This is a genomic window from Streptomyces sp. WI03-4A (genome assembly GCF_033792105.1).
In the GTDB taxonomy this organism is placed as follows: Bacteria; Actinomycetota; Actinomycetes; order Streptomycetales; family Streptomycetaceae; genus Streptomyces; species Streptomyces collinus_A.
The window spans coordinates 302,522-326,459 of record NZ_JARAUO010000001.1 but is presented as its reverse complement, the minus strand read 5'-3'; the positions used below and the strand labels follow the sequence as shown (position 1 = coordinate 326,459).

Here is a 23,938-nt window from a genome sequence, read left to right as displayed (position 1 = left end):
CTCACGGAGGGGCAGCGCACCAGGTCAACTGGACAGCGGCACATGAGGAATGGGGCGGGAAGCGGCCATGATGGGACCAGCACACTCACTGTCCGGGGCCGCGGCCTGGCTCGGCGTCGGAGCGGCGGCCGCCGCGGCCGGGCACCCGATGCCCTGGCCGGTGCTGCTGGTCGGCGCGCTGATCTGCGCGGGCGCCGCGCTCGCCCCGGACCTGGACCACAAGGCTGCCACCATCTCGCGGGCCTTCGGGCCGATCTCGCGGTGGATCTGCGAGATCGTGGACAAGCTGTCGTACGCCGTCTACAAGGCGACCCGGAAGAAGGGCGACGCGCGCCGCTCGGGCGGCCACCGCACGCTGACGCACACCTGGCTGTGGGCGGTCCTCATCGGCGCGGGCAGCTCGGCGACGGCCATCGCCGGCGGGCGCTGGGCCGTGCTGGCGATCCTGTTCGTGCACATGGTGCTGGCCATCGAGGGCCTGCTGTGGCGGGCGGCCCGGGGCTCCAGCAGCGACGTCCTGGTCTGGCTGCTCGCGGCGACGAGTGCCTGGATCCTCGCCGGGATCCTGGACAAGCCGGGCAACGGCTCCGACTGGCTGTTCACCGAGCCGGGCCAGCAGTACCTGTGGCTGGGGCTGCCGATCGTGCTGGGCGCCCTGGTGCACGACATCGGGGACGCGCTGACCGTGTCCGGCTGCCCGATCCTGTGGCCGATCCCGGTGGGCCGCAAGCGCTGGTACCCGCTGGGCCCGCCGAAGCCGATGCGGTTCCGGGCGGGCAGCTGGGTGGAGCTGAGGGTGCTCATGCCCGTGTTCATGGTGCTCGGGGGAGTGGGCTGCGCGGCGGCCCTCAACGTGATCTGAGGCTGCGGACTCCCTCAGGTCGTCCCCTCGGGGCCGGCCCCGCCGTACCGGCGCTCGAACCGGGCGACGCGGCCCTCGGTGTCGACGGTGCGGGCCTTGCCCGTGTAGAAGGGATGGCTCTCGGAGGAGATCTCCACGTCGATCACCGGGTAGGTCTCGCCGTCGTCCCACTCGATGGTCTGCTCGCTGTTCGCGGTCGAGCGGGTGAGGAAGGCGTAGCCGGCGGCGCGGTCCCGGAAGACCACGGGCCGGTACTCGGGGTGCTTGTCCTGCTGCATGGCGGCTCCTCGGAGGGGGCGGTCGGGCAGGGGACGTCGGTGCCGTCCGTGTCAGCCGGACAGGGAGTCCTCGTCGACGATGTGCATCGCGGCCTCCTCGGCGGAGGCCGCGGCCCCGTCGATGCCGACGTCGGTGGCGACCAGGGCGCTCTCCTCGTCCTCGTGCGCGCCCTCGTCCGGGGCGACCAGGCGGCCGGAGCGCATGTGGCCGACCTCGTTGTCCAGGAGTTCCCCGTCGCCGCCGTCGCAGTCGCCGATGCCGTCGCCGTCCGGCGCCTCGGCGTCGGGCAGCTCCTCCGCGAGCCGCTGGTCCAGCGTCTCCCCGGTCTGGCGTTCGCGCGCCGTCACTCCGGTGTGCTCCACCGCCCACGGCCGCTCGGGAGGGGACCAGCCGCGGTCCAGGGGGTCCTCGACGCCGTCGAAGTCCAGTGTGTCCTCGACGTCGAGCACGCCCGAGTCCTCCCGGATCTCCGAGGCATCGGGCTGGTAGACGTCGTCCCCCCATCCGTCGGCGCTGTCCACGGGTACCTCCTGGTGGTGAGTACGGCCTCGTCCCCCCGTGAGGGGCGACGTGCCGCCGGCACGCTCGGCACGGGGCGCACGCGGCGGGAACCGGAGGGCTCCCTGACCTTCCCCGAGCCTGTGCCGCTTTCCAGCCTTCCACCCCTGTTCGGCTCTCCGCAACGGCACGGGCCACGCACCGTCGCCCCGCGCCGCCGCACGGCCCCGCCCGCACAGGGTTGCCCCGACGGCCTCGACCTGTGCGCGCGTCGCCGCCCCGACCTGCCCGCGCGGGCCCATGCGCCCTGGTCCGGCTGCCGTCACCGGCCCCCGCCCGGGCACCTTCCCCCGGGCCCGGGGTGGATGCGGCGCCGGGCCGGGACCGGAAGGGGGAGCGAACGGCTCACCGCGCACCGGACGGGGCACCGGGACGGTCAGACGGGCCCTCGGACCCGGTGCCCTCGCCGGCCCGGCGAGGTCTCACCCGTGCCACGAGTGCCACAGCGCCGCGTACGCCCCCTCCGCCGCGACCAGCTCGTCGTGGCTGCCCAGCTCGCTGATGCGGCCGTTCTCCACGACGGCGATCACGTCCGCGTCGTGCGCGGTGTGCAGGCGGTGGGCGATGGCGACCACCGTGCGGCCGTCGAGGACGCGGGCCAGGGACCGTTCCAGGTGGCGGGCCGCGCGCGGGTCGAGCAGGGAGGTCGCCTCGTCCAGCACCAGGGTGTGCGGATCGGCCAGCACCAGCCTGGCCAGCGCGATCTGCTGGGCCTGTGCCGGGGTCAGCGACAGCCCGCCGGAGCCCACCTCGGTGTCCAGTCCGTCGTCCAGCGCCCGCGTCCAGGCGTCCGCGTCGACCGCGCCCAGTGCCGCCCACAGCTCGGCGTCGGTGGCGCCGGTGCGGGCCAGCAGCAGGTTGTCGCGCAGGGAGCCGACGAAGACGTGGTGCTCCTGGTTGACGAGGGCCACGTGCGAGCGGACCCGCTCGGCTGGCATCCGGGACAGCTCCGCGCCGCCGAGGGTGACGCGTCCGTCGCGGGGCGCGTAGATGCCGGCGAGCAGCCTGCCCAGCGTGGACTTGCCCGCGCCCGACGGGCCGACCAGGGCCAGCCGGGTGCCCGGGGCGACCTGGAGGGAGACCTCGCGCAGCACGTCGACGCCCTCGCGGTAGCCGAAGCGCACCCGGTCGGCGTGCACGTCCCGTCCGCCGGGTGCCACCGAGGCGTCCCCGGCGTCCGGCTCGATGTCCCGGACCCCGACCAGGCGGGCCAGCGACACCTGGGCGACCTGTACCTCGTCGTACCAGCGCAGGATGAGGTTCACCGGGTCGACGAGCATCTGGGCGATCAGCGCGCCGGTCGTCAGCTGCCCTACCCCGATCCAGCCCTGGAGCACGAAGGCGCCGCCGACCATGAGGACCGAGCCGAGCACGATGACGTGGACGGCGTTGATCACCGGGACGAGCACGGACCGCAGCCAGAGGGTGTAGCGCTCCCAGGCGGTCCACTCCTTGATCCGCCGCTCCGACAGGGCGATGCGGCGGGCCCCGAGGCGGTGCGCCTCGACGGTGTGGCCCGCGTCCACCGTCTCGGCGAGCGCGGCGGCGACGGCGGCGTAGCCGGCTGCCTCGGAGCGGTAGCCGGCGGGCGCCCGCTTGAAGTACCAGCGGCACCCCACGACCAGGACCGGCACCGCGAGGAGCACGGCGGCCGCGAGCGGCGGGGCCGTCACGACGAGACCGCCGAGCAGCAGCAGGGCCCACACGAAACCGATCGCCAGCTGCGGTACGGCCTCGCGCATGGCGTTGCCGAGGCGGTCGATGTCGGTGGTGATGCGGGAGAGGAGGTCGCCGGTGCCCGCCCGCTCCAGGACGCCCGGCGGCAGTCCGACGGAGCGGACCAGGAAGTCCTCGCGCAGATCGGCCAGCATCCGCTCGCCGAGCACCGCGCCCCGCAGCCGCACCTGCCGTACGAACCCGGCCTGGACGACGAGGGCGAGCAGGAACAGACCGGCGATCAGGCCGAGATGCGGTTCCCGGGCCCCGTCCGAGACCCGTTCGACGAGCCCGCCGAGCAGATAGGGACCCACCATGGAGGCGACCACGGCGACGGTGTTGACGGCGATCAGGAGCAGGAAGGCCCGGCGGTGCCGGCGGAACAGATCGGTCGCGTAGGCGCGCACGGTCGACGCGGCGCCGACGGGCAGGGTGGTGGCGGTCGTCGGGGCCGCCGGGTCGTACGCCGGTGGCGCAACGCCGATCATGCGCTCTCCTCGATCTCTTCCAGGTTCTCCAGGGCGTCCAGCAGGGCGCTGTCCTCGGCCAGGTCGGCTCCGGTGCCGGACATGGCCGCCTCGTCGTCGGTCTCGCGTGTCACCACGGCCCGGTACCGCGGCTCGGTGTCCAGCAGTTCGCGGTGCACGCCCACCGCGACGACCGAGCCCTCGTGGACGAGGGCCACGCGGTCCGCGCGGTCCAGCAGCAGCGGCGAGGAGGTGAACACGACCGTCGTCCGCCCCGAGCGCAGCCGTCGCAGTCCGTCCGCGATGCGGGCCTCGGTGTGCGAGTCGACGGCGGAGGTCGGTTCGTCCAGCACCAGCACCTCGGGGTCGGTGACGAGGGAGCGGGCGAGCGCGAGCCGCTGGCGCTGGCCGCCCGACAGGGAGCGGCCGCGTTCGGTGACACGGGCGTCCATCGGGTCGGCGACGTCCAGCGACCCCTGCACCAGGGCGTCCAGCACGTCCCCGCACTGCGCGGCCGCCAGCGCGTCCGCGGCCGGCACGGCGCCGGAGGCGGGCACGTCGAGCAGGTCGCGCAGCGACCCGGACAGCAGCACCGGGTCCTTGTCCTGGACCAGGACGGCGGTGCGGGCGCTGTCCAGCGGGAGTTCGTCCAGGGGGACGCCGCCGAGCAGGACCGAGGGACCCGGTTCGGTGGGGTGGCCGCCCAGGCGTTCCGCGAGCCGTCCGGCCGCGTCCGGGTCGCCGCACACCACGGCGGTGAGCCGGCCCGAGTCGGCGAGCAGACCGGTGGCCGGGTCGTACAGGTCGCCGCCCGGCGCCTCCGCCGCGCGGGAGCCGTCGGCCGACGTGGACCGCTCCAGGGACAGGACCCGCGCGGCCCGTTTCGCCGCGGGCCGGGAGAAGGAGTACGCCATGGCGATCTCCTCGAAATCCATGACGGAAAGGGGTACAGTGCTGACAGGCACTCAGACAGGGGAGGGACCGTTGCACCGCGAGGACTACGCCACGCTCAAGGCGCTGGGGTTTGAAGACGATGAGCTGAAAGCTCTCGGTCTGTGGGAACCGGCTACAGCGCCGCCGGAACGGCTGGTGGAAGCGTACTTGAGGCGCAGCAAGAAACGGGAGGATCTTGCGACCATGCGCCAGCACCTCCGGGAAATTGTGCGGCACCGCTGGCCGGACGACATGGGTGAGATGCAGATCCGGCACGTCTGGTTCGAGCAACTGAGTGCGTCCAAGACCTATGTACGGCGCCCCCAGTTTGAGCACGCTACTGAGGCCGTCTTCGGCGGTCTGTCCAAGACGCTGGCTTTCTGGAAGACGGACCGTTTCGACCGGCGAGGCATGGGGGCCGTCGGCCGGATGTTGGATGAGTTCGACCGCCGTCGCGCTGGGCTGGTGTCGACCACTGAGGGTCTGGACAGCCGTCGGCCGGGTGCCCGAATCGTGTTCGCCATTCTCAGCGAGAGGGCGCGCGAGGAAGCCAAGGACATCACCCTTCGGGTGAACACTGGCTTGGCCGCTCACCGGCTTGAGGGACGGCGAGGAACCGGCCTGCCGCCGTTCGGATTGATCAGCCCCCGGCTTGAGGACGGAAAGGCCAGCGGCACGGTCGCCCATCACCCGAAGGAATACAAGGCTGCCCGGCGGCTGGCGGATCTCCTCTTGGGTAAGTGGGTGGACGACAGCGGTAAGCCGGGCGAGCGACTGACCGGCACGGCTGCCGCTAAGCGCATGAACGCAGAAGGTTTCCGGCTGAGGACCGGGGCGGAATTCAGCGGCTCCGCAGTCAGCCGCATTGTCCAGTCGCCACTGTGGGGCGGAATGATTCCGCGCACGGAAAGGGTGATGGACGAATACGGGAATCCCACCGGTAAATGGGTGCAGACCAAGGAACCCCTGCTTGATGACAAGGGGAATGCCATTCTGTGCGGTAACGGAGTGGTTACTCCGGGTGAGTGGTACGCAATCAAGGCCAGCTTTGCCGAAAGGACCGGCGACAGCGGAAAGGGCAAGCGAGGCGCGGAATATCTGCTTACCGGCATTCTCCGCTGTGGGCGCTGCAACGGTTGGATGCGACACCATAAGGGCTATTACCGATGCGTCAATTGGGCGACCAAGGGCACGTGTGAGGGAATCAGCACGCGAGCCCCCCGGCTTGAGTTTGCCGTCGCTGAGACGTGGATAAGGCACGTGACCGCGCTGGAGCCTGACGACGACGTGCTACACGACATTGCACGCCGCTGGCTGGCCTACAGCGACCCTGAGACTCAGGCGGAGAGGGAGCACGCCCGCAGCGCCCTAGAAGCCGCACAGGGGCGCGTAAAGAAGCTGGAAGACGACTACTACGTCAAGGGTCGGATGGACGAAGAACGGTTCGAGGAACTGAGCGCTCAGCAGCATGCGACCATCACCACCATGACGGCCAAGCTCGAAAGCCTCAGCGTTGAGGGGAACCTTGGGGCGCTCATGGATGCCGACCTGTTGCGGGAATCGTTCAACGACGAAAACACCCCCCTGAGTGACCGGCGGATGCTGCTCCAGTCGGCCCTGATCTCCGTCACGGTTGCGCCCTCGCTGATTGGTCGGGGCGACCGGACGCCCATTGAGGACCGGCTGACGTTCAGATGGGTGTGAACTAGCCCACACAGTGAGCCCCGTTATCCCCAGCGGATAGCGGGGCTTTCTTATGTTATCCACAGGCGCCTGTGGATAACTTCACCACAGGGAGTGGCGTTCCGCCCGACAGCGCAAAGGGCTGACCTGGCGCTTTGTGGGGTGAGTGGTGTTTGTTGTATGCGTCTCACATAAACACCTGTACGCATTGAGTTCTAACCCAGCTCGACCCCTCTTTCACCACGTCCCCCACGAAACACCACCCGGCCCGCTGTAGCCCCGGACAGTGTTTGCGGTCCAGTGAGGTTGCAGGGGGGATTACCGCGCGCCCTACCCGGCCGTATGGCCACCGGCGGTCAGTGTGTCCTCTTGCTCTCGGCCAGCCTGCTCCCCTAACTCTCCCAGGGTTGAGCGGCTGGCCGTCATCGGTAGGGATTCCGGAGGAATCAGGAAGCCGGACATAACCGGCCGTTCGCAGGTTCGAATCCTGCCCCTTCCGCCGATCACCTAGCAAATTTACCAACTGCCCGGAGGGGTGCCGTGAAGCAATTCAACCCTCAGCCGGGCGACTTTGGCCTGACGCGTATATCCGGTCTCACCGGTCGCGCTGTCAGCCTAGGTCAGCGCCTCATTGGCTCCGGGAGTTATTTCACGCACGCTTTCGTGTACGTGGGTAACGGCGAGATCGTGGAGGCCCAACCGGGCGGAGCGTGCCGTTCCCCGCTGCCCACAGATAGACGAGTCGTGTTTTCCGACTTCAATCTGACGGGGTCTCAGCGGGCGAATATCGTGCGCGCTGCGGTCGGCTACATCGGCACTCCGTATTCGTATCTCGACTCCCTTGAGGAATTCGTAGGCGAGACTCACCACATGATCTGTTCTCAGCTTGTCGCGCAGTGCTATGCCGACGCTGGTATTCCGCTATTCCCGGGTCGTGTATCCGGCGACGTTGCGCCCGGCGACCTGGCCCGGCTGATTGGGGCGTAATGCCTGCCTGTGGTAACTGCGGTTCGTCCGCGCTGGTGGTCTGGAATAGGCGCCAGGCTGAGGACGCTGTGGCGCCCGTATATGCGTGCGGCTCGCATAGCATTTCCGCTGAGCTTGCTGCCCTGGTTCACGGCGCCCTATGTTCCGGCCCCAATAGTTCGGCGCTGCCCAATTGTGACTGTACTCCGGAGCCTGCCCCTGAGCCTGATACGGAGCCCGTAGCTACCCTGCCGGAAGGCTGGTAGCCGTGGCCCGTCGACCCTGCCTTATATGCAAGCGCCTTACTACTAACCCCTCTCGCTGTGATGGGTGCCAGGCTGAGTACCTGGCCCGCCGTAATAAGCAGCGTGGCAGTGCACATAGCAGGGGCTATACCAGTAGATACAGAGCAGTAGCCAGGCAGGTACTAGCAGAGCACAGGGCTAGCTATGGTGATCTTTGCCCGGGGTGGGGAGTGCCGAGCCATGCCAGTGCCGACCTGACCGTGGACCACGTAGTGCCGCTGGCCAAGGGTGGTGGCCATGAGCCATCCAACCTCCGTGTTCTCTGCCGGGGCTGCAACGCGCGAAAGCGTGACGCGCTGTAGTAATCAGGTGCTCTGCCCTGCCTCGCTGTGACTGCATAGGCATGCATAGACCGACCTGCTCGACCGCATATGTATGCAGGTGGGGGGGCGGTCGAATGTCCGGAGGCGCGTTCCCCAGGGACCCGGCCCCCAGGCCCTGAAACATCGCTGCGAAATTCTGACCCCGGGGGTTTGGCCTCTAAAACGCTCCGGACCTGCATACGTATACGGAAATCCGGAGGTGGCCGCATGCCTGCTGGTCGACCGCCGGTCCCCACGGAGCGTAAGCGAAAACTGGGGAATCCCGGACAGCGCCCCATGCCTGCTCTGGCCGACACTACGGCAGTCGCCCCGGTCACTGAGAGCGCACCCGCGCACCTTGGCGAGGCTGGCGCCGAAATGTACCGCCGGATTACCGCTGGCGCCGCCTGGCTCGCTGAGACGGATAAGCCAACCCTTGAGTTGCTGTGCGAAAAGGTCGACCGGCGAGAGCTAATGCGCGCGCAGTTGGCCACGATGGATCTAGTCCTCTACACCGACAAGATGTACGCGTACCCCAATCCGCTGGTTGGCATGCTGTCCACCATTGAGACAGAGATAGCCAAGCTATTCAGCGCACTGGGGCTGACGCCTACGGACCGCACCCGGATGGGGCTCGCGGAAGTCAAGGCCCGCAACGCTTTTGAGGATTTCCTCAGCAAGCAGGCCAGTCGGTAAATTTACTAACTGCCCCGGAGGTGCCTGGCGTGAGCGCCCCCTATCTGCTGACGCCGGTATCCGATGAGGACATTGCGCGGGGCGACGGTTCCCAGTTCGTGAATTTCAGTGAGTCATTCCTGAGGGTCACCAAGGATTCCGTGGGCGGCGACAGCGGCACCTTGCTGCGCTTTCGCCCGTGGCAGTCGTGCTTGTTCTGTCGCCTGCTCGCCCGGCGCGCTGACGGCCGTTACAAGCACCGTCAGGCGCTCATCGGCATGCCGCGCAAGAACGGTAAGTCTGCCGTGGGTGCTGCGCTGGCCATCTATGGCTTGGTGTCCGGCCCCAAGGGCGGCGAGGTGTACTCCATCGCCGCTGACAAGGAACAAGCGCGCATCGTGTTCGGCACAGCGAAAAAGATGATTGAAATGGCGCCGGAAATGGCGAACAGTTTCAACGTCTACCGCGACGCCATTGAGCTACCGGCTACCGGCTCCGTCTATCGGGTGCTGTCGGCGGAGGCTTTCACCAAGGAAGGTCTGAATCCGCACCTCACAATTGCGGACGAAGTCCACGCACAGCCGACCCGAGAGCTATGGGACGTTATGTCTCTCGCCTCCGGTGCACGTGTTGAGCCGATGATGGTCGGCATTACCACGGCGGGCGTCAAGTCGGATAGCTCCGGCGGCGACTCGCTGTGTTACGGCATGTACCAATACGGAGAAAAGATCATCCGGGGCGAGATTGAGGACCCGGCTTTCTATTTCGAGTGGTGGGGAGCGCCGGAAGGTGCCGACCACAACGACCCGGCCGTGTGGGCAGCCGCTAACCCTGGCTATAACGACATTGTCAGCGAGGAAGACTTTAAGTCGTCTGTCCTGCGCACGCCTGAGGCGGAGTACCGCACCAAGCGACTGAACCAGTGGGTTTCCACGGCGCAAGCCTGGCTGCCTGCCGGTGCCTGGGATGACTGCGAAACCGGCGGCACTATCCCGGACGGCGCTGAGGTTGTCCTAGGGTTCGACGGCTCGTTCACGAACGACTCGACAGCGCTGGTGGTCGTTTCCTGCCCCGCTGGCGAGGACGACAAGCCCCTAATTGATGTGGTCGCCGCATGGGAGAAACCTACGGACGCCTCTAACGGCTGGTCGGTGGATATCTTCAGCGTGGAAGACGAGATCCGGAAGGCTTGCCGTCGCTGGCAGGTCCGGGAAATCGTCTGTGACCCGTTCCGATGGGCTCGCACCTACCAGATTCTTGAGTCCGAGGGGCTGCCGATTGTGGAATTCCCGCAGTCTCCCTCCCGGATGGTCCCGGCGACCCAGCGGTTTTATGAGGCCGTGATGAACAAGACGGTTGCGCACTCCGGTGACCCGCGACTAGCTCGCCACCTGTCTAACTGTGTGCTCCGTACCGACTCGCGCGGCTCGCGCCTCAGCAAGGACGCCAAGGGTTCGCCCCGAAAGATCGACCTGGCCGTTTCCGCTGTCATGGCGCTGGAGCGAGCCTGTCAGGAACCGGAGGTTGCACCCGTTCCCCAATTCTTCAGTTGGGCTGACCTGTAAGGATCGAAATTGAAGCGACCCAATCGGCGCACGCTAGCCGAAATTGCAGATTTTCTAGGCGTCGGCTGCCTTGTTGGTGCCGGTTGGGAGTTCAACCCGATTCTGGGCCTCGCGCTGGCTGGTGTCGGCTTGCTGGTGGGTAGTTGGGTGGTCGACCGATGAGCATGCTAAAGCGCGCAGCGCAGCGCTTCTATGCACCTTCCGGTGGGGGAGACCCTTGGACCATCCCGTCCAACGGCTCGCTTGCCGCCTACACGGCCTCAGGCGTCCCTGTGACGGACGAAACGGCGCTACAGCTACTTGCAGTCGCCGCATGCGTCCGGCTGCTCTCAGACGCCGTTTCAGGGCTTCCGTTCGACTCCGTCAAGGCTGACGGCGAGATCCGGAAGACGGTTGAACCGCCCCCGGCCATCGTTGCTGACCCGTTCGGCGGATCGTCCTCCGCTGGCTTGCCGACCCGTCGGGAAGGCTTCAGCCAGATGATGGTGTCCCTTCTGCTCCGGGGCAATGCCTATTGCCTTGTGCTCGCGCGGGATACCTACAACCGGCCCATCCGGCTCCGTGTGATTCACCCGGACCGGGTCCGCTGTGAATTCGATAAGTACGGCGTACGCAAGTACGAGATTGACCGGCAGTCGGTTCCGTCTGAGGACGTGGTCCACCTCATGGGTATGGCGCTGCCTGAGGCGCCCACCGGTATGAGCGTGATCTCTTACGCCCGGCAGGCCATCGGTCTTGGGCTCGCCGCTGAGGAATTCGGCGCTCGCTTCTTTGGCGAGGGCGCGCACATGACCGGCGTGGTGGAAATCGACGCTGACCTAGACGTGAATCGCGCCCGGCAGATCAAGGAGAATTTCAGCGCCTCCCATAGCGGACTGAAGAATTCTCACACGGTCGGCGTGCTGTCCGGTGGCGCCAAGTGGAAGCCTATTTCCGTCTCGCCTGAAGACGCTCAGTTCCTCGGCACCCGGGCCGCGCAGAATCTCGACATTGCCATGATCTTTGGCATTCCTCCCCACATGCTGGGGCAGGTCGACAAGACAACGTCATGGGGCACCGGCATTGAACAGCAGGGTCTAGGCTTCCTCGCTTACACGCTGGGGCCGTGGCTCGGCCGGTTTGAAGACGCATGGTCGACCATGCTCCCCAAGCCCCAGAGCGCACGTTTCAACGCTGACGCATTGCTTAGGACCGACACGGCGGGGCGTTACGCGGTCTATACCGCAGCACGCAGCACCGGAATTCTGACCGTCAATGAGATCCGCGCGCTTGAGAATTACGCGCCGGTTGACGGCGGAGACGACATTGCCATGCCGCTGAATTCGTCGGCACCCAAGATGAAAGACAACGAGGCGTCACCAACGGCGCCTAAGGCTGACGCGCTGGGAGCTGTGCTGTAGTGACTGATTTCATGAGCCGCGCCGACCGGCGCAATGTCCGCGAGAATCGTTCCCGCCCCTTTGAGGGCATGGAGCTGCGCGAGGCAGCCAACGGCACCCTTCGGTTCACCGGCTACGCGTCGGTTACCGAAACGCCGTATGAAATGCAGGATTGGCTAGGCGACTACACGGAGGTTGTCCGCCGGGGGGCGTTCTCAAAGACGCTCGCTGAGGGCGCCGACGTGCCGTTCAAGCTCAACCATGACGGCATGACGCTGGCGCGGACTAAGTCCGGCACCATGCGACTGAGCGAGGACAGCACCGGTCTGCACGTGGAAGCCGACCTAGACCCAGGCAACGGCCAGGTCCGGGACATTCGCAGCGCTATGGAGCGGGGCGACCTTGACGAAATGTCGTTCGCTTTCAGAGTCACCCGTCAGGAGTGGTCGCCGGACTACAGCCAGCGCGATATCACTGAGGTGAACCTCAACAAGGGCGACGTATCCATTGTGAACTACGGCGCCAATCCGCACACCGCCGGAATGACCAGCCTCCGCAGTGCGCTGACTGACGGCACTCTGGACCGTGAACGGCTGGCGGAGCTAATTCGATCCGTTCCCGAGCTTGCTGACATGCTGGCCGACCGGGCACCTGCCCCTGAGGCCAAGCACAGCGAGGATCTTTCCCTGTATGAGGCGCGCTTGCGCCGCCTGAGTCTCTGAGGCAGTTCGTAAATTTACTGACTGCCTCCGCCCATCCGGTTCACGCCGGACCCTACGCCGGACCCTAAGCAACACAGGGCACCACCTAGGGCACCACCTGACTTTTACGGTGGGCGATTCCCCAAGAATCGAACCTAGAAGGGTCCCTAATGGACAAGCGTTCCCTCATTGCCGATCTGGTTTCCAAGCGCTCTGCTGAGCGTGAAAAGCTGGACGGCATCCTTTCGGAGGCTCGCGGCGCTGACAATGCGCTGACCGATGAGCAGCGAGCCTCTTTCGACGCCGGTGAGGCTGAGATTCGCTCGCTTGATGAGCGCATTGCCGAGCTTGACGCTCAGGTTCGGGCCGATGAGGCTGCCGCTGAGATGGCCAAGCGCTATGCGCCCAAGGCTTCTGTCACCTCCGTGAATGAGCCTGAGATCTACCGGTCCGGCCTTGGTGGACAGTCGTACTTCCGCGACATGTGGAATGCTCGCCAGAATGGCGACGCGCAGGCCATGGATCGACTCCAGCGCAACAACCGGGGTCGTGCGGCTGAGCAGCGTGCGCTGACGACTGTCAACGGCGCCGGTGGCGAGTTCGTTCCGCCCCTGTGGCTTGAGAAGGAATTTGTTCGCCTCGCTCGACCGGGTCGCATTACCGGCAACCTTGTGCCGACTCAGGCACTCCCGGCCGGTACCGACTCCATCAACGTGCCCAAGGTCAACACGGGCACTGCGGTTGCCGTTCAGGGCACTCAGAACACTGCGGTTCAGCAGACTGACCTGACCACCACGTCTATCAGTTCCAGCGTGACCACCATCGCCGGTGGCCAGACTGTTTCGCTTCAGCTCATTGAGCAGTCGCCGCTGAACGTTGATGACGTCATTCTGGCTGACCTGGCTGCCGCCTACGCTCAGCAGTACAACTCGCTGATCCTGAGCGGTTCCGGCACCGGTGGTAACCCCACCGGCATCCTGACTCTGTCGGGCACCAACGCGATTACCTACACGTCGGCCTCCCCGACCGTCGCGCTTCTGTACTCCCAGATCGCCAACGCGATTCAGACGGTTCACACGAACCGATTCCTGCCGCCGGACACGATCATCATGCACCCGCGCCGGTGGGCCTACCTGCTGGCGGCTTCTGACTCGACCGGTCGCCCGCTGGTGACTCCGTCGGCCAACTCGCCCATGAACGCGCTCGCCAACCAGGGTGAGGTTGCCTCTCAGGGCTTTGTCGGCACGATTCAGGGTCTCCCGGTTTACGTCGATTCCCTGCTTCCGACCAACCTTGGTGCCGGTACCAACCAGGACCCCATCATTGTTGCTCGCCTGGCGGACCTCATGGCTTGGGAGGGCAACGTCAAGGCTGAGGCGTTCCCGCAGACGTACGCGAACCAGCTCTCTGTGTTCGTCCGTCTGTACAACTACATGTCCTTCCAGCCTGCCCGATACCCGAAGTCGATTTCCGTCATCAACGGTACCGGTCTGGTCGCCCCGACCTTCTAGTCTGGTGACCCCGTAACGGCCGGGAGCAGTCAGTAAATTTACTAGCTGCTCCCGGCCGTCTGGCTGAGGAGAATTCTTGAATCCGATCAATTACGCGACTGGCCTAGTCGTTGAGCTTGGCTACGCACAGCAGGACGGCGACAAGCCGCGCGAAGCTGCCGTTCGTGAGCAGCTTGCATGGGTATCCGGTGAGCTTGAAAAGGTCGACCCGGGGCGATTGAGCGAGGGACTGCGCGCCATGCTCACGGAGGCCAAGACGGCTACCGCTGACGCGCTGGCGACCAAGGCCAAGCGGGCGACCAAGACGGCTGAGTAGGGGGACTCATGTCGCTGATCTATTTCGTCGGCCAGGATGTTCCGCTGACTGTCACGCCGACCGATGACAGCGGCAACCCCCTTACGGCCCCTGGGGCGGTCTCTGTGGCCGTCACGGACCCGTCTGGCTCCGTCACCACCCCAGCGGTCTCCGGGCCCGTCAGCGGGGCGTACACGGCCGTTCTGAGCGGTGTGAGCCTGCCGGGTGTCTGGCTGGTTCGCTGGACCGCAACCGGCTGGTCGGCGGAGACCCAGTTTCAGGTGCGAGAGACGGGGGCCGAGCAGCTTGTAGACCTTCCGTCCGTCAAGGCGCATCTCAACATTCCGCCCAACGACAACCGGCAGGACGACGAACTACAGGGATTCATCCTTGCCGCCGGTGAGATTGCCCGGAACCATTGCGGCCCGTTCATCCCGGAAACACATACCCAGTGGTTCGACGGCGGGCGTAGCAAGGTGGTGCCGGACGTAGTCCCGATATCTCGCGTGCTGTCGGCAACGGAGTACTACGGTCTGAGCGCCTATCCGCTGACCGAGCAGGATCTAGGCGGCCAGACGGACGCTTTCGCTTTCACGGTCGACTACAGCACCGGCGAAATCACCCGGCGCACGTTCGGCGGCGAGGCGGCTACGTTCGCTTTCGGCTCGAAGAACATCAAGGTTGTGTACACGGCCGGTCGCGCCGGTGCCGTTCCTTGGACTGTCCGGCTCGGCGTGCTGGAGCTAATCCGGCACCTATGGCAGATGACCCAGCAGGGCGGCGGGCGGCCCAAGTTCAACAGCAGTGCCTATGACGGGGGAGAGGCGGTCATTCCGACCGGCTTCGCCATTCCGTCCCGTGTGCTGGAGCTGTGGCAGCCGTACTACAGGGGGCCGGGTATCGCGTGACCATCCCAAAGTCGACGGCGCCAGCCGTCCGTCAGTGGCTCTATGACCAGTGCACCGCGAACCTTGCCCCTGACCCTGCCAACGTCCGTGCCTCGCTGGCGGTCGTGTTCGACGCTCCCGGCCCGGAGAATCCCGACGACATTGTTGCTATCAGCCGTGTACGCCGGACCCTCAAGGTTGGCGCCATGGTCGGCGGAGGCGGCGCCGGGTGGCTTGATGAGGATTACACGGTTGAGATCGTGATCGACTGCTTCCGTGGAAGTGATAGCGGTCAAGTGGCTTATGAGCGAGCCATGACGCTAGCTGACGGCGTGATTGCCATTGTCCGCACGGATCTCACGCTTGGCGGAAACGTCATCATGGCCCGACCCAAGGGCGACGACGCTGAGGTTGAGTGGGACAGCGAGCACGGCGGCAAGCGAGCGTGCGTAACTGTCGAAATCGCATGCGTTACGAGGATCTAGGAATGCCTGATTTCACTTACAGCGGCTCCGATGAGCGCTACTACCCGTCACTCTCGCTGGACGTGAAGCCAGGCGACAGCGTGACGCTTGAGTCTGACCCTGGGGACGGCCGTTTCTCGCTGGCCGGATCTGCCCCTAAGCCGGATGTGGCTCCGCCCCCGGTTCCCGACCCTGACCCGGTTGACGATCTGCCGGGTACGGATTCCTTTGACGCCCCGGAGGTTGGCGCGTAATGCCTAAGGCTACTCAGCTTAGTTTTCTCGGAATTGCCAAGGAAACCACGCCGGGCACTCCGGTAGCGGCGACCCAGTTCATTCCGGTTACCCAGATCACCCCCAAGGACAACCTGTCCCTTCTGGACGACAAGGGTTACCGGGGCGCGCTGGTCGACGTTTACGACCAGATAGCCGGTGTGCTTTCCGGCACGGTCGATTTCGACGGCGACGTGTTCCCGGATACGGTCGGCTTCCCGCTGGCTGGTCTCCTCAGCGACGTGGTCACCACGGGCGCGAGCGCTCCATTCTCCCATGTCTTCAGCGTCCTCAACTCGGGGAGTGGCCAGCCCACGTCCTACACGCTGAATGACAACTATGTGGCCGGTAACCGGCAGTACCCCGGCGCCAAGTTCAGTGAGCTTGGGTTCAAGTTCACCGCCGATGGTCTGCTGACCTACTCCGCCAAGGCGACCACGTTCGGCAGCATTACGGCGGCGGCGCCTACCACGTCATTCACCGCTATCCCTCCGATGGTCGGTTGGGCTGGTGTCGCGCAGATTGCCGGTGTCACACAGGCGGGTCTGCTTGACGGAGAGGTGAACATCAAGCGGTCCGTGACCATCATCAACTCTGTCGACGGCACTCAGGCACCCGCGCAGCTTTGGTCCGGCCCGGTTCAGGTCGACGGTAAGGCCACCCTTGTCATGGAAGATGACACGGCGCTTACTCAGTACCTCACCACGGCCAAGCCTGCCATTGACTTCACCTTCACTTCCGGCGCCGGTGCCACCCTGGTTTCGCTCAAGCTTCACATGTCCAAGTGCTCTATCAGCGCTGCGGACATCACCCGGGGCAAGGATTACATTGAGGTGCCGATCACCTTTACCGCCCTGGCCAACACCACTGACATTGGCGCGTCTGGCGGCTACTCGCCTATCAAGGTGACTCTCCAGAACGCCGTTACCTCCGGGACGTACAAGTAATGCAGCGAATCAATCTCCCTTCCGGCGCTACGGCTGACCTCCGTGAGGTGGCAGACGTTACCGAGCGACAGCGGCGCCCTATCAAGCGAATTCAGACCCGGCTCGCTGGCCTTCCGGCATTCGTGAACGCCGTTGAGGAAGCCAAGCATCAGGCTGACGGGGTCGACCTGACCCCTGACGCTCAGCTCAAGATTGCCGCCGGTATGGGCGAGGCGTTCGACCTGCTTGAGGATCTGAACGACTCGCTTGTTGCGGCGCTGGTCGCTGGCTGGTCGTACGGTTTCCCGGTCAGCGTCGACGCTTGCCAGGATCTTTCCGGCCGTGACCTTGACGCCCTGCGCGAGGCCGTTGCCCCGTTCCTGTCACAGCTCAACCCTGACTTTGACCCGTCTCCGGCGGCGGATTCCCCTACCGAAGCCTCCGGCGCCTAACGGAGGCTCTGACCCACACAGGCGGGTCGACCTACACGGCCGATGAGTTGCCAGCGGAGGAATACCGGACCTGGCGGCTGTGCACTTTGCTGCACTGTCCGCCGTCCGCGCTGGAAGACGAGTCGGCCGTTTCCCTTGACTGGCTGCTGGCCGTTGATGACGCCGTGGAAAAGGCCAAGGCCATCATTGACGAAAGGGCCGCAAATGCCTAGTGAGATGGGCGTCGCCATCAAGGGTGTCAAGGAAGTTGGCGCAGTCCTGGGGGACATGCAGGTGGCCACGAATGAGGGCACCCGCATTGCGCTGAAAAAGGCAACTTCCTACACCAAGACGCGAATCAAGGGCGGCATGCGTGGCCGCCCTCGCTGGGGTCACAAGGGCCCCGACAAGGCCACCGGAGCCCCCGGCGTGCGGACGGGCCGTGTACCCGACCACGTGAGCCGTGCGGGCGGTCCGGGTGTCCTCACCGGCAACCTACAGCGGTCCATCCGAACCAGCCGACGGCCCCGATCTGAAGGACCCGCCGGTTGGTCCCAAGTCGTCATGGCCGGTGGTCGGGGCGGCTACCAGAACAGATACAAGGGGCGCATTGAAGCCAAGTACCCCTATTTCAAGCCGGGCGTAGAAAAGGCACGGCCCAAGGTCCGCGCGTTCTTTGAGGGCGCTTGGGCTGCCTCAACCGGTAGCAAGAGATAAGGCAGGTAGTAAATTTACTATGTCCGCGCTCCCACCTGTCTTTATCGAATTCCTTGGCTCCGCCACCGGCTTTATGACCACGGCCAAGGGTGTCAAGACCGAGCTTGCCACGGTTGAGGCTGAGGGCGGCGGCAATATGCGGCGCCTCGGGGGAGTGGCCAAGGCTGCTCTGCTCGGTATCGGCGTGGCTGCTGGTGTAACGGCGGTCAAGACGACGCACATGGCCGCTGACTTCCAGACTCAGATGACCCGTGTTCGTACGGGTGCCGGTGAGGCCGCCAAGAATATGGATCTCGTGTCCAATGGCGTACTCAAGATGGCTGGCCAGGTGGGTGAGTCCACCAAGGATCTGACCTCCGGCCTATACATGGTTGAGTCGGCTGGATACCACGGTCAAAAGGCCCTCGACGTGCTGCGGGTCAGCGCTGAGGGAGCCAAGGTTGGTGCGGCCGACCTGGCCACCGTTACCGACGCCGTGACGACTGCCATGAACGCTTACGGCGATAAGGCCGGTACCGTCACCAACGTTATGAACGCGCTGGTTGGCACGGAGGCCGAAGGTAAGACGAACCTTGAGGCTCTGGCCGGTTCAATGTCCGGCATTCTCCCCGTGGCGGCTGCCGCACACGTCAAGCTGAACGACGTACTCGGCGCCATGGCCACCATGACGTCACAGGGTACGGATGCGCGCGTTGCCGCGACCTACCTACGCCAGACGATTGGTCAGCTTTCCAACCCGTCGGCCAAGGCAGCCACCACCATGAAAGGTCTTGGTCTCGACGCTAACAAGGTTGCCAAGGAACTGGGTTCTAAGGGTCTTGCTGCCACGCTGACCACCCTGACGGACGCTATCAAGTCCAAGATGGGTCCCGGTGGCGAGGTGCTTATCAAGTCGCTGCAAAAGGCAGCGAGTAAGGGTAAGGATTTCAACTCCGTCCTTGAGAAAACCAGCGGCACAAAGAAAACCTATATTGGCTCCCTGGCCACCATGGTGGGCGGTACCAAGTCCATGATGGGTGCGCTTCAGCTTACCGGCCCGCATATGGCCACCTTCCGGAAGAACGTCGACGGAATCTCCGAACACGTCAAGGAAGGTGGTAAGCACGTTGAGGGTTGGGCGGACGTTCAGAAGACGTTCAACCAGCGCATGGCCGAGTTCAAGGGCAGCGCGGAAGCCATCGGGATCTCCATCGGCATTCACCTGCTACCGGCGGCGACTAAGTTCATGGCGGTGATGGCCAAGGGGCTCACGTTCCTTGCGTCGCACAGCAACGTCCTGAAGACATTCGGCGTGATCCTCGGCGGTGTGACGATTGGCCTCGCGGCGGCAAGCATTGCATCGTGGTCGTTCACTGACTCTCTGCTGGCCAACCCCATCACGTGGATTGTCGCCGGAATCATCGCGCTGATTGCTGGCCTCGCCCTGCTGATAACCCACTGGAAACAGGTCTGGGGCTGGATCAAATCCAACATCCCGTTTGTGGCGCATCTGTTCAAAGCCACTTGGGATAACGCCGTTAAGGGCTTCCATCGTATCTGGGATTGGGGCGTCAAGGCCGTTCAGCATTTGGCGCACTGGTTCAATGCCAACGTACTCGTGTGGCTCAAGGCGCGAGGCAAGGAACTACAGGTCTGGTGGAAGCAGCACGGTAAGGAAGTCGAACAAGTCTGGTCCGTTATGTGGAAACACATAAAACTCTTGACTTCCTCAATGTGGTCGGCCATCAAAATCATTTTCAAGGTCGGGGCACAGACCATTGCCACGGCTTGGACGCTGATTAAGGACACGGCAAGCCTCGCCTGGCACGCCGTCTCGGGAATCGTGACTACGGCCCTGCACGGAATCGAAAACACGATTGCCCTAGTGCTCGACATCGTGACGGGCCACTGGTCGCAGGCTTGGCAGGATCTCAAGAAACTCGCCAGCGACGCGCTGCACGATGTGTCGAGCACGCTCATTAGCATCGGTTCGTCTTTCGGCACTTTGCTGTATGACGCCGGTCGTTCGATTGTTCAGGGTCTCATCAGCGGTGTTAACAGCATGATTGGAGCCGCTGCGTCGGCTGTGAGCAACCTGGCTAGTGAGTTGGTGTCCGCCGGTAAGTCTGCGCTGCACATCAACAGCCCCTCCCGAATCTTCCGTGATCAGGTCGGAAAGTCGATCCCGGAAGGCTTGGCGCTGGGTATCACTCAGAATGCGGGCCTCGCGCACGGCGCCATTCGAAACACTGCCGATGGCATGGTCAAGCACTTTAGCCAGCGCCTAGGGATCAACTCACCTTCCAAGGTGTTCCGGTCGCTGGGTATCTACATTCATGAGGGGCTTGTCAAGGGTCTTACCGGCTCGCTCGACAAGGTCAAGGCTGCTATCAGCCGCACTGAGACCCTGCTCATGAACGCCTACAACCGGCTTGGTGACCTGAGCAAGGTCATGACCGGCCACGGCAGGCACAGGCACCGGCTTTACAGCGATTCATACATCAAGAGCCACCAGCATGCCGTCAAGCACCTTGAGGAGTACGTCAAGAAAGAAGGCAAGACGCTAGAAAAGCTGGCCAAGGACCGCGATAAGTGGGCGGATAAGGTCAAGAAAGCTCAGGCCAAGCTTAAGGATCTCCAAAAGGCGTGGAAGGACGAACGGTCCAACATCGCCGGTGGCATCATGGGGAGCGCTTCCGTGGTGCTCTCCGCCCCTGAGTCCGGCGGCCCGGTTTCCGCCGCTGACGTGCTGGCCAACCTCCAAAACCAGTCGGCCGCTGCCATCCGCTTCAGCAAGGAAATTGAGGCGCTGAAGAAAAAGGGTCTGCGCGCTGACCTGATTGAGCAGATAGCGAGCGCTGGTGTCGACGGCGGCGGGGCTACGGCCGACGCGCTGATGAACGCCAGTAAGGCGCAGATTGACGCGCTGAACGCTGCTCAGAAGAACGCGAAAAAGGCAGCCAACAAGGCTGGTGGCGCCGTGGCCGACGAGATGTATAAGGCCGGTATCCATTCTGCTGAGGGTCTGGTCAAGGGACTCAAGTCCAAGGAAAAGGCCATTGAAAAGCAGATGGAAAAGATTGCAAAGGCCATGGCCAAGGCAATCAAGAAAGAACTTGGCATTAAGTCTCCTTCCCGCGTCTTCCACGAAATCGGCCAGTGGGTAACTGCTGGTCTGGTCAACGGTGTGGACGATGGAACGCGTGATGTCAAGGGCGCCAGTGAGCGTCTGTCTGTCGCCCTGCGGGGCGGTACGGCCGACTACCGGTCAGCGGTCCGGGATTCCAAGGCGCGCATGCACAACGGCCACGGTTCCGTGAACCACCACGTGCACATTGAGGTCCACGGCTCTGTCCGCAGTGACCGTGACCTCAGAGACGTGGTCATCCAAGAGATGCAGCGATACGGCGGGCGTAACTCCGCCACCTGGCAACAGTTCAAGCGCTAGTCGCGGGCGGGGCAGTTGGTAAATTTACTGACTGCCCCGTTCGCATGCGGAGGCAACATGGTTAACCCCAACTACCCCGTTATCGCTGAGGAATGGGGCCCGGCTTGGACGGCGGCGGGTGCCGCAGTCCCTTCCACCCGCTGGGTAAATCTGATCGACCGGACCCTGTCTCAGGCGTCCGCACGGCGAGGCAAGCAGTATGAGCTTGACCAGCCTCAGGCGGGGGAGTACGGCATCACCCTGGGATCTCAGGATGGCGCCCTAGACCCGACCAATACGGCCGGACCCTGGGCCGGGAAGATCCAGCCCTATCAGCCGTACCGGCGCCGTGCTCAGTGGCCGCCGACTGCCAACCTCCTCGACGCTGCAATTGCCACCGGCGGCGAGGGATATGCGGCTATGACGTGGCCCGGCACGTTCGGAGTCAAGTCAACATCCGACGTCACTGGCGGAGTCGTGGCCGTTCCGTCCGGCTCGCTTACGGCCTATCAGGGCACCAACACGCTGCGCATGGCGGTTAAGTCTGGCCAGGGTTCCGGCACTCGAATTGCCTACACGGATACCGTCGCCGCCCGCCCCGGGCAGACGTACACGTTTCAGGCTCGGGTTAGGAACATCACTGACTCAACCTCCCTAGTGGTTAAGCCGGTTATTGCCTTTTACGGCGGCGCTGACACCACCTCCGCACCGGTGACCTTTATCTACGGCAGCACGTCGACACTAACCGGCTCTGCCTCAACTAACAGTTGGACGCTGATAACCGTCACGGCCACTGCCCCGACCACCGGAGGCGTGTACGGAATGTGCGCCGGTTTCTCCACCGGTGCATCTGTGCCGTCGGCCATCACGGTTGAGTCTGACGCTTGGCAACTTGAGCTGGGCTCGACGGCAACCACGTGGGCAGCGCCCGGAACTTGGTACCCGATTTTCACCGGCTTCACGGAGCGCTGGCCGACCACTTGGACCGATGGCGGTACCTACGGCCAGGTTCAGCCGACCGGCGTGGATACGTTCGCCCTGCTGTCTCAGGTGGCGCTCAAGGACGTGTTCCTTGAGGAAATCGACTCCCATTCGCCCCGCTACTGCTACACGCTGGCGGACGCTGCTGGGTCGACTAGCTTCGCTGACCTGACTGGCCAAATGCCACCGATTCCCGCGATCAATTCCAAGCAGGGGCCGGGCAACTGGACTGCCGGAACGTCGATCACTTCGGTTTCTCCCACCGGCGCCTACACTGGCTCGACCGGGTCTGTGGTCAACTCCAATCCCGTCAATCCTGGCAAGGACAGTCCGGCGGCCAGTGCTACGGTGCTCGACCTTCCTAGCGTCGGCGTGACCGGCCCCGGCTACGACTCCAATGGCGGATGGACGCGCATGCTTGCATTCCGCTGGACTGACAGTCTTCCGCCGACCAACAAGGCCGTTCTGTGGGAGACCCGGCGCACTGACGCTGAGGCGCTAGGCGGATACAAGGTCTACATAGACAGCACCGGCGTACTCATGATTGATTTCACGGCCTTTGGTGGCAGTGTCACGAGTCTCAGTACGGCCACCCTGGCGGCTAATGTCGCTGACGGCAACTGGCACCTAGTCATGTTCGCCAATGACGGAAACACGCTTCAGCGGGTCTGTGTCGACGGCCACCCAATGGACGTCACCATTGCATTCACGTGGTTCAACCAGTCGATCCGCAGCGACTATGTCGGGGCGAGCTATTTCAACACCACGCGCAATGCCTATCGCGTATTCAAGGGCGATCTGGCCTTTGTGACGGAATGGCCGACCCTGCTGTCTCAGGCAGACATGACCGCGCTTTACACCACTTGGAAGAACAGCGCGGCGAATGAAAGCTCCGATGCGCGGTACGCCCGCATCCTGAGGTATTCCGGCTACACGGGCGCGAGCACCATCGGCGCCGGTATGACCACGGCCATGGGTCCGGCTGACGGACTGTCCGGCACGGATGCTATGTCCGCGCTCAACGACGTGGTCACCACGGAGAATGGCGAGCACTTTGTATCCGCCGATGGCACGGTTGTGTTCCGGGGGCGAGGCGCCCGGTATAGCGCGCTGACCCCTGCGCTGATCTTTGGTGACGGACCGGGGGAGTTGCCGTTCGAGGATCTGCAACTTGATTTCGACGCAACCCACTTGGGCAATGACGTGCAGGTGACCCAGACGCCTACCGGAGCAGTGTTCACGGCCAAGGACACGGCGAGTCAGGCTAGGTACTACAGCCGCACCATGACGCGCTCGCTCAACAGTGCCAGCGCCCTTGAGTGCCAGGACGCTGCCAATTACCTCAAGGGCCGCTACAGCCAGCCTCTCACGCGCGTTCAGAGCCTCAAGCTACATCCGGCGGCTACCCCGTCTCTGTGGCCGTCCCTGCTCGCTCTGGAGCTTGGCACGAGGGTGCGTATCAACCGACGCCCGCCGGGGGCTCCAATGGTTTCCGCAGAGTGCTTTGTCGAGCAGATCCAGTGGGACATGGACGGCTCGGGAGACGCGTTCGTGACGCTCCAGTGCAGTCCGGTCGACCCAGCCCCGTACGCGCAATTCTCTGACACGCTGCCCCAGTTCGACGTGGCAGTGTTTGCGTACTAGTGATTAGGAACAA

At 64.4% G+C, this 23,938-nt stretch carries 19 protein-coding genes and 1 pseudogene; 16 read left to right on the top strand and 4 right to left on the bottom strand.

What is annotated here, in order from left to right; translation table 11 throughout:
• Positions 1–67 precede the first annotated feature (67 nt).
• Positions 68–862 (top strand): metal-dependent hydrolase, encoded by a 795-nt coding sequence (locus tag PV343_RS01520; protein WP_319144898.1) that lies wholly within the window; start codon positions 68–70, stop codon positions 860–862.
• A 14-nt stretch (positions 863–876) separates the two neighbouring features.
• On the opposite strand, the gene PV343_RS01515 is transcribed toward PV343_RS01520, so the two are convergent.
• The 4 genes and pseudogenes from PV343_RS01515 to PV343_RS01500 all read right to left on the bottom strand — a co-directional run.
• The gene (locus PV343_RS01515) at positions 877–1,140 is read right to left on the bottom strand and encodes a type B 50S ribosomal protein L31 (protein WP_319144897.1); all 264 of its coding nucleotides are present in this window, start codon (positions 1,138–1,140) and stop codon (positions 877–879) included.
• A 51-nt stretch (positions 1,141–1,191) separates the two neighbouring features.
• A complete protein-coding gene (locus PV343_RS01510; protein ID WP_319144896.1) occupies positions 1,192–1,662 on the bottom strand; it encodes a DUF5709 domain-containing protein in 471 nt (156 codons plus the stop codon).
• A gap of 459 nt (positions 1,663–2,121) precedes the next feature.
• Positions 2,122–3,903, bottom strand: a complete 1,782-nt coding sequence (locus tag PV343_RS01505; protein WP_319144895.1) for an ABC transporter ATP-binding protein — start codon at positions 3,901–3,903, stop codon at positions 2,122–2,124.
• Positions 3,900–4,811, bottom strand: a pseudogene (locus PV343_RS01500) (ATP-binding cassette domain-containing protein); the annotation flags it as partial. The pseudogene PV343_RS01500 and the gene PV343_RS01505, both read right to left, overlap by 4 nt.
• Here PV343_RS01500 and PV343_RS01495 point away from each other — a divergent pair.
• The 15 genes from PV343_RS01495 (at position 4,795) to PV343_RS01430 (ending at position 23,925) form a co-directional block, all read left to right on the top strand.
• Positions 4,795–6,519 carry a recombinase family protein gene (locus PV343_RS01495; RefSeq protein WP_319144894.1) on the top strand — a complete coding sequence of 575 codons (1,725 nt, stop codon included), beginning with the start codon at positions 4,795–4,797 and terminating at the stop codon, positions 6,517–6,519. The pseudogene PV343_RS01500 and the gene PV343_RS01495 sit on opposite strands and share 17 nt — an antisense overlap.
• A gap of 519 nt (positions 6,520–7,038) precedes the next feature.
• Positions 7,039–7,485 (top strand): hypothetical protein, encoded by a 447-nt coding sequence (locus PV343_RS01490; RefSeq protein WP_319144893.1) that lies wholly within the window; start codon positions 7,039–7,041, stop codon positions 7,483–7,485.
• Positions 7,486–7,732: 247 nt separating this feature from the next.
• Positions 7,733–8,071: an HNH endonuclease gene (locus PV343_RS40235; protein ID WP_415923438.1), complete on the top strand. Its 339-nt coding sequence runs from the start codon at positions 7,733–7,735 to the stop codon at positions 8,069–8,071.
• Between the two features lie 297 nt (positions 8,072–8,368).
• Positions 8,369–8,767, top strand: a complete 399-nt coding sequence (locus tag PV343_RS01485; RefSeq protein ID WP_319144892.1) for a phage terminase small subunit P27 family — start codon at positions 8,369–8,371, stop codon at positions 8,765–8,767.
• Between the two features lie 29 nt (positions 8,768–8,796).
• Complete coding sequence (locus tag PV343_RS01480) at positions 8,797–10,311, top strand: terminase large subunit domain-containing protein (RefSeq protein WP_319144891.1); 1,515 nt, start codon at positions 8,797–8,799, stop codon at positions 10,309–10,311.
• Positions 10,312–10,469: 158 nt separating this feature from the next.
• Positions 10,470–11,711, top strand: coding sequence for a phage portal protein (locus PV343_RS01475; protein WP_319144890.1), 1,242 nt, complete (start codon positions 10,470–10,472; stop codon positions 11,709–11,711).
• Positions 11,711–12,412, top strand: coding sequence for an HK97 family phage prohead protease (locus PV343_RS01470; protein ID WP_319144889.1), 702 nt, complete (start codon positions 11,711–11,713; stop codon positions 12,410–12,412). The genes PV343_RS01475 and PV343_RS01470 overlap by 1 nt, the downstream gene beginning before the upstream one ends.
• A gap of 149 nt (positions 12,413–12,561) precedes the next feature.
• Positions 12,562–13,902 (top strand): phage major capsid protein, encoded by a 1,341-nt coding sequence (locus PV343_RS01465; RefSeq protein WP_319144888.1) that lies wholly within the window; start codon positions 12,562–12,564, stop codon positions 13,900–13,902.
• Between the two features lie 76 nt (positions 13,903–13,978).
• On the top strand, positions 13,979–14,218 hold the full coding sequence (locus PV343_RS01460) for a hypothetical protein (RefSeq protein WP_319144887.1): 240 nt from the start codon (positions 13,979–13,981) through the stop codon (positions 14,216–14,218).
• Positions 14,219–14,226: 8 nt separating this feature from the next.
• Positions 14,227–15,105, top strand: coding sequence for a hypothetical protein (locus tag PV343_RS01455; RefSeq protein ID WP_319144886.1), 879 nt, complete (start codon positions 14,227–14,229; stop codon positions 15,103–15,105).
• Positions 15,102–15,569 carry a hypothetical protein gene (locus PV343_RS01450; RefSeq protein ID WP_319144885.1) on the top strand — a complete coding sequence of 156 codons (468 nt, stop codon included), beginning with the start codon at positions 15,102–15,104 and terminating at the stop codon, positions 15,567–15,569. The genes PV343_RS01455 and PV343_RS01450 overlap by 4 nt, the downstream gene beginning before the upstream one ends.
• A gap of 232 nt (positions 15,570–15,801) precedes the next feature.
• Positions 15,802–16,767, top strand: coding sequence for a phage tail tube protein (locus PV343_RS01445; RefSeq protein ID WP_319144884.1), 966 nt, complete (start codon positions 15,802–15,804; stop codon positions 16,765–16,767).
• Between the two features lie 47 nt (positions 16,768–16,814).
• Complete coding sequence (locus PV343_RS01440; RefSeq protein WP_319144883.1) at positions 16,815–17,198, top strand: hypothetical protein; 384 nt, start codon at positions 16,815–16,817, stop codon at positions 17,196–17,198.
• A 715-nt stretch (positions 17,199–17,913) separates the two neighbouring features.
• Entirely contained in the window at positions 17,914–21,321 is a 3,408-nt protein-coding gene (locus PV343_RS01435) for a phage tail tape measure protein (protein ID WP_319144882.1), read from the top strand.
• 57 nt (positions 21,322–21,378) lie between these two features.
• Positions 21,379–23,925, top strand: coding sequence for a hypothetical protein (locus PV343_RS01430; RefSeq protein WP_319144881.1), 2,547 nt, complete (start codon positions 21,379–21,381; stop codon positions 23,923–23,925).
• The last annotated feature ends 13 nt before the right edge of the window (positions 23,926–23,938 follow it).

Coding starts and splice junctions, on each gene's coding strand:
- PV343_RS01520 (WP_319144898.1), top strand. CDS start 68: ATGATGGGACCAGCACACTCACTGTCCGGGGCCGCGGCCTGGCTCGGC.
- PV343_RS01515 (WP_319144897.1), bottom strand. CDS start 1,140: ATGCAGCAGGACAAGCACCCCGAGTACCGGCCCGTGGTCTTCCGGGAC.
- PV343_RS01505 (WP_319144895.1), bottom strand. CDS start 3,903: ATGATCGGCGTTGCGCCACCGGCGTACGACCCGGCGGCCCCGACGACC.
- PV343_RS01495 (WP_319144894.1), top strand. CDS start 4,795: ATGGCGATCTCCTCGAAATCCATGACGGAAAGGGGTACAGTGCTGACA.
- PV343_RS01485 (WP_319144892.1), top strand. CDS start 8,369: ATGCCTGCTCTGGCCGACACTACGGCAGTCGCCCCGGTCACTGAGAGC.
- PV343_RS01475 (WP_319144890.1), top strand. CDS start 10,470: ATGAGCATGCTAAAGCGCGCAGCGCAGCGCTTCTATGCACCTTCCGGT.
- PV343_RS01465 (WP_319144888.1), top strand. CDS start 12,562: ATGGACAAGCGTTCCCTCATTGCCGATCTGGTTTCCAAGCGCTCTGCT.
- PV343_RS01455 (WP_319144886.1), top strand. CDS start 14,227: ATGTCGCTGATCTATTTCGTCGGCCAGGATGTTCCGCTGACTGTCACG.
- PV343_RS01445 (WP_319144884.1), top strand. CDS start 15,802: ATGCCTAAGGCTACTCAGCTTAGTTTTCTCGGAATTGCCAAGGAAACC.
- PV343_RS01435 (WP_319144882.1), top strand. CDS start 17,914: ATGTCCGCGCTCCCACCTGTCTTTATCGAATTCCTTGGCTCCGCCACC.
- PV343_RS01430 (WP_319144881.1), top strand. CDS start 21,379: ATGGTTAACCCCAACTACCCCGTTATCGCTGAGGAATGGGGCCCGGCT.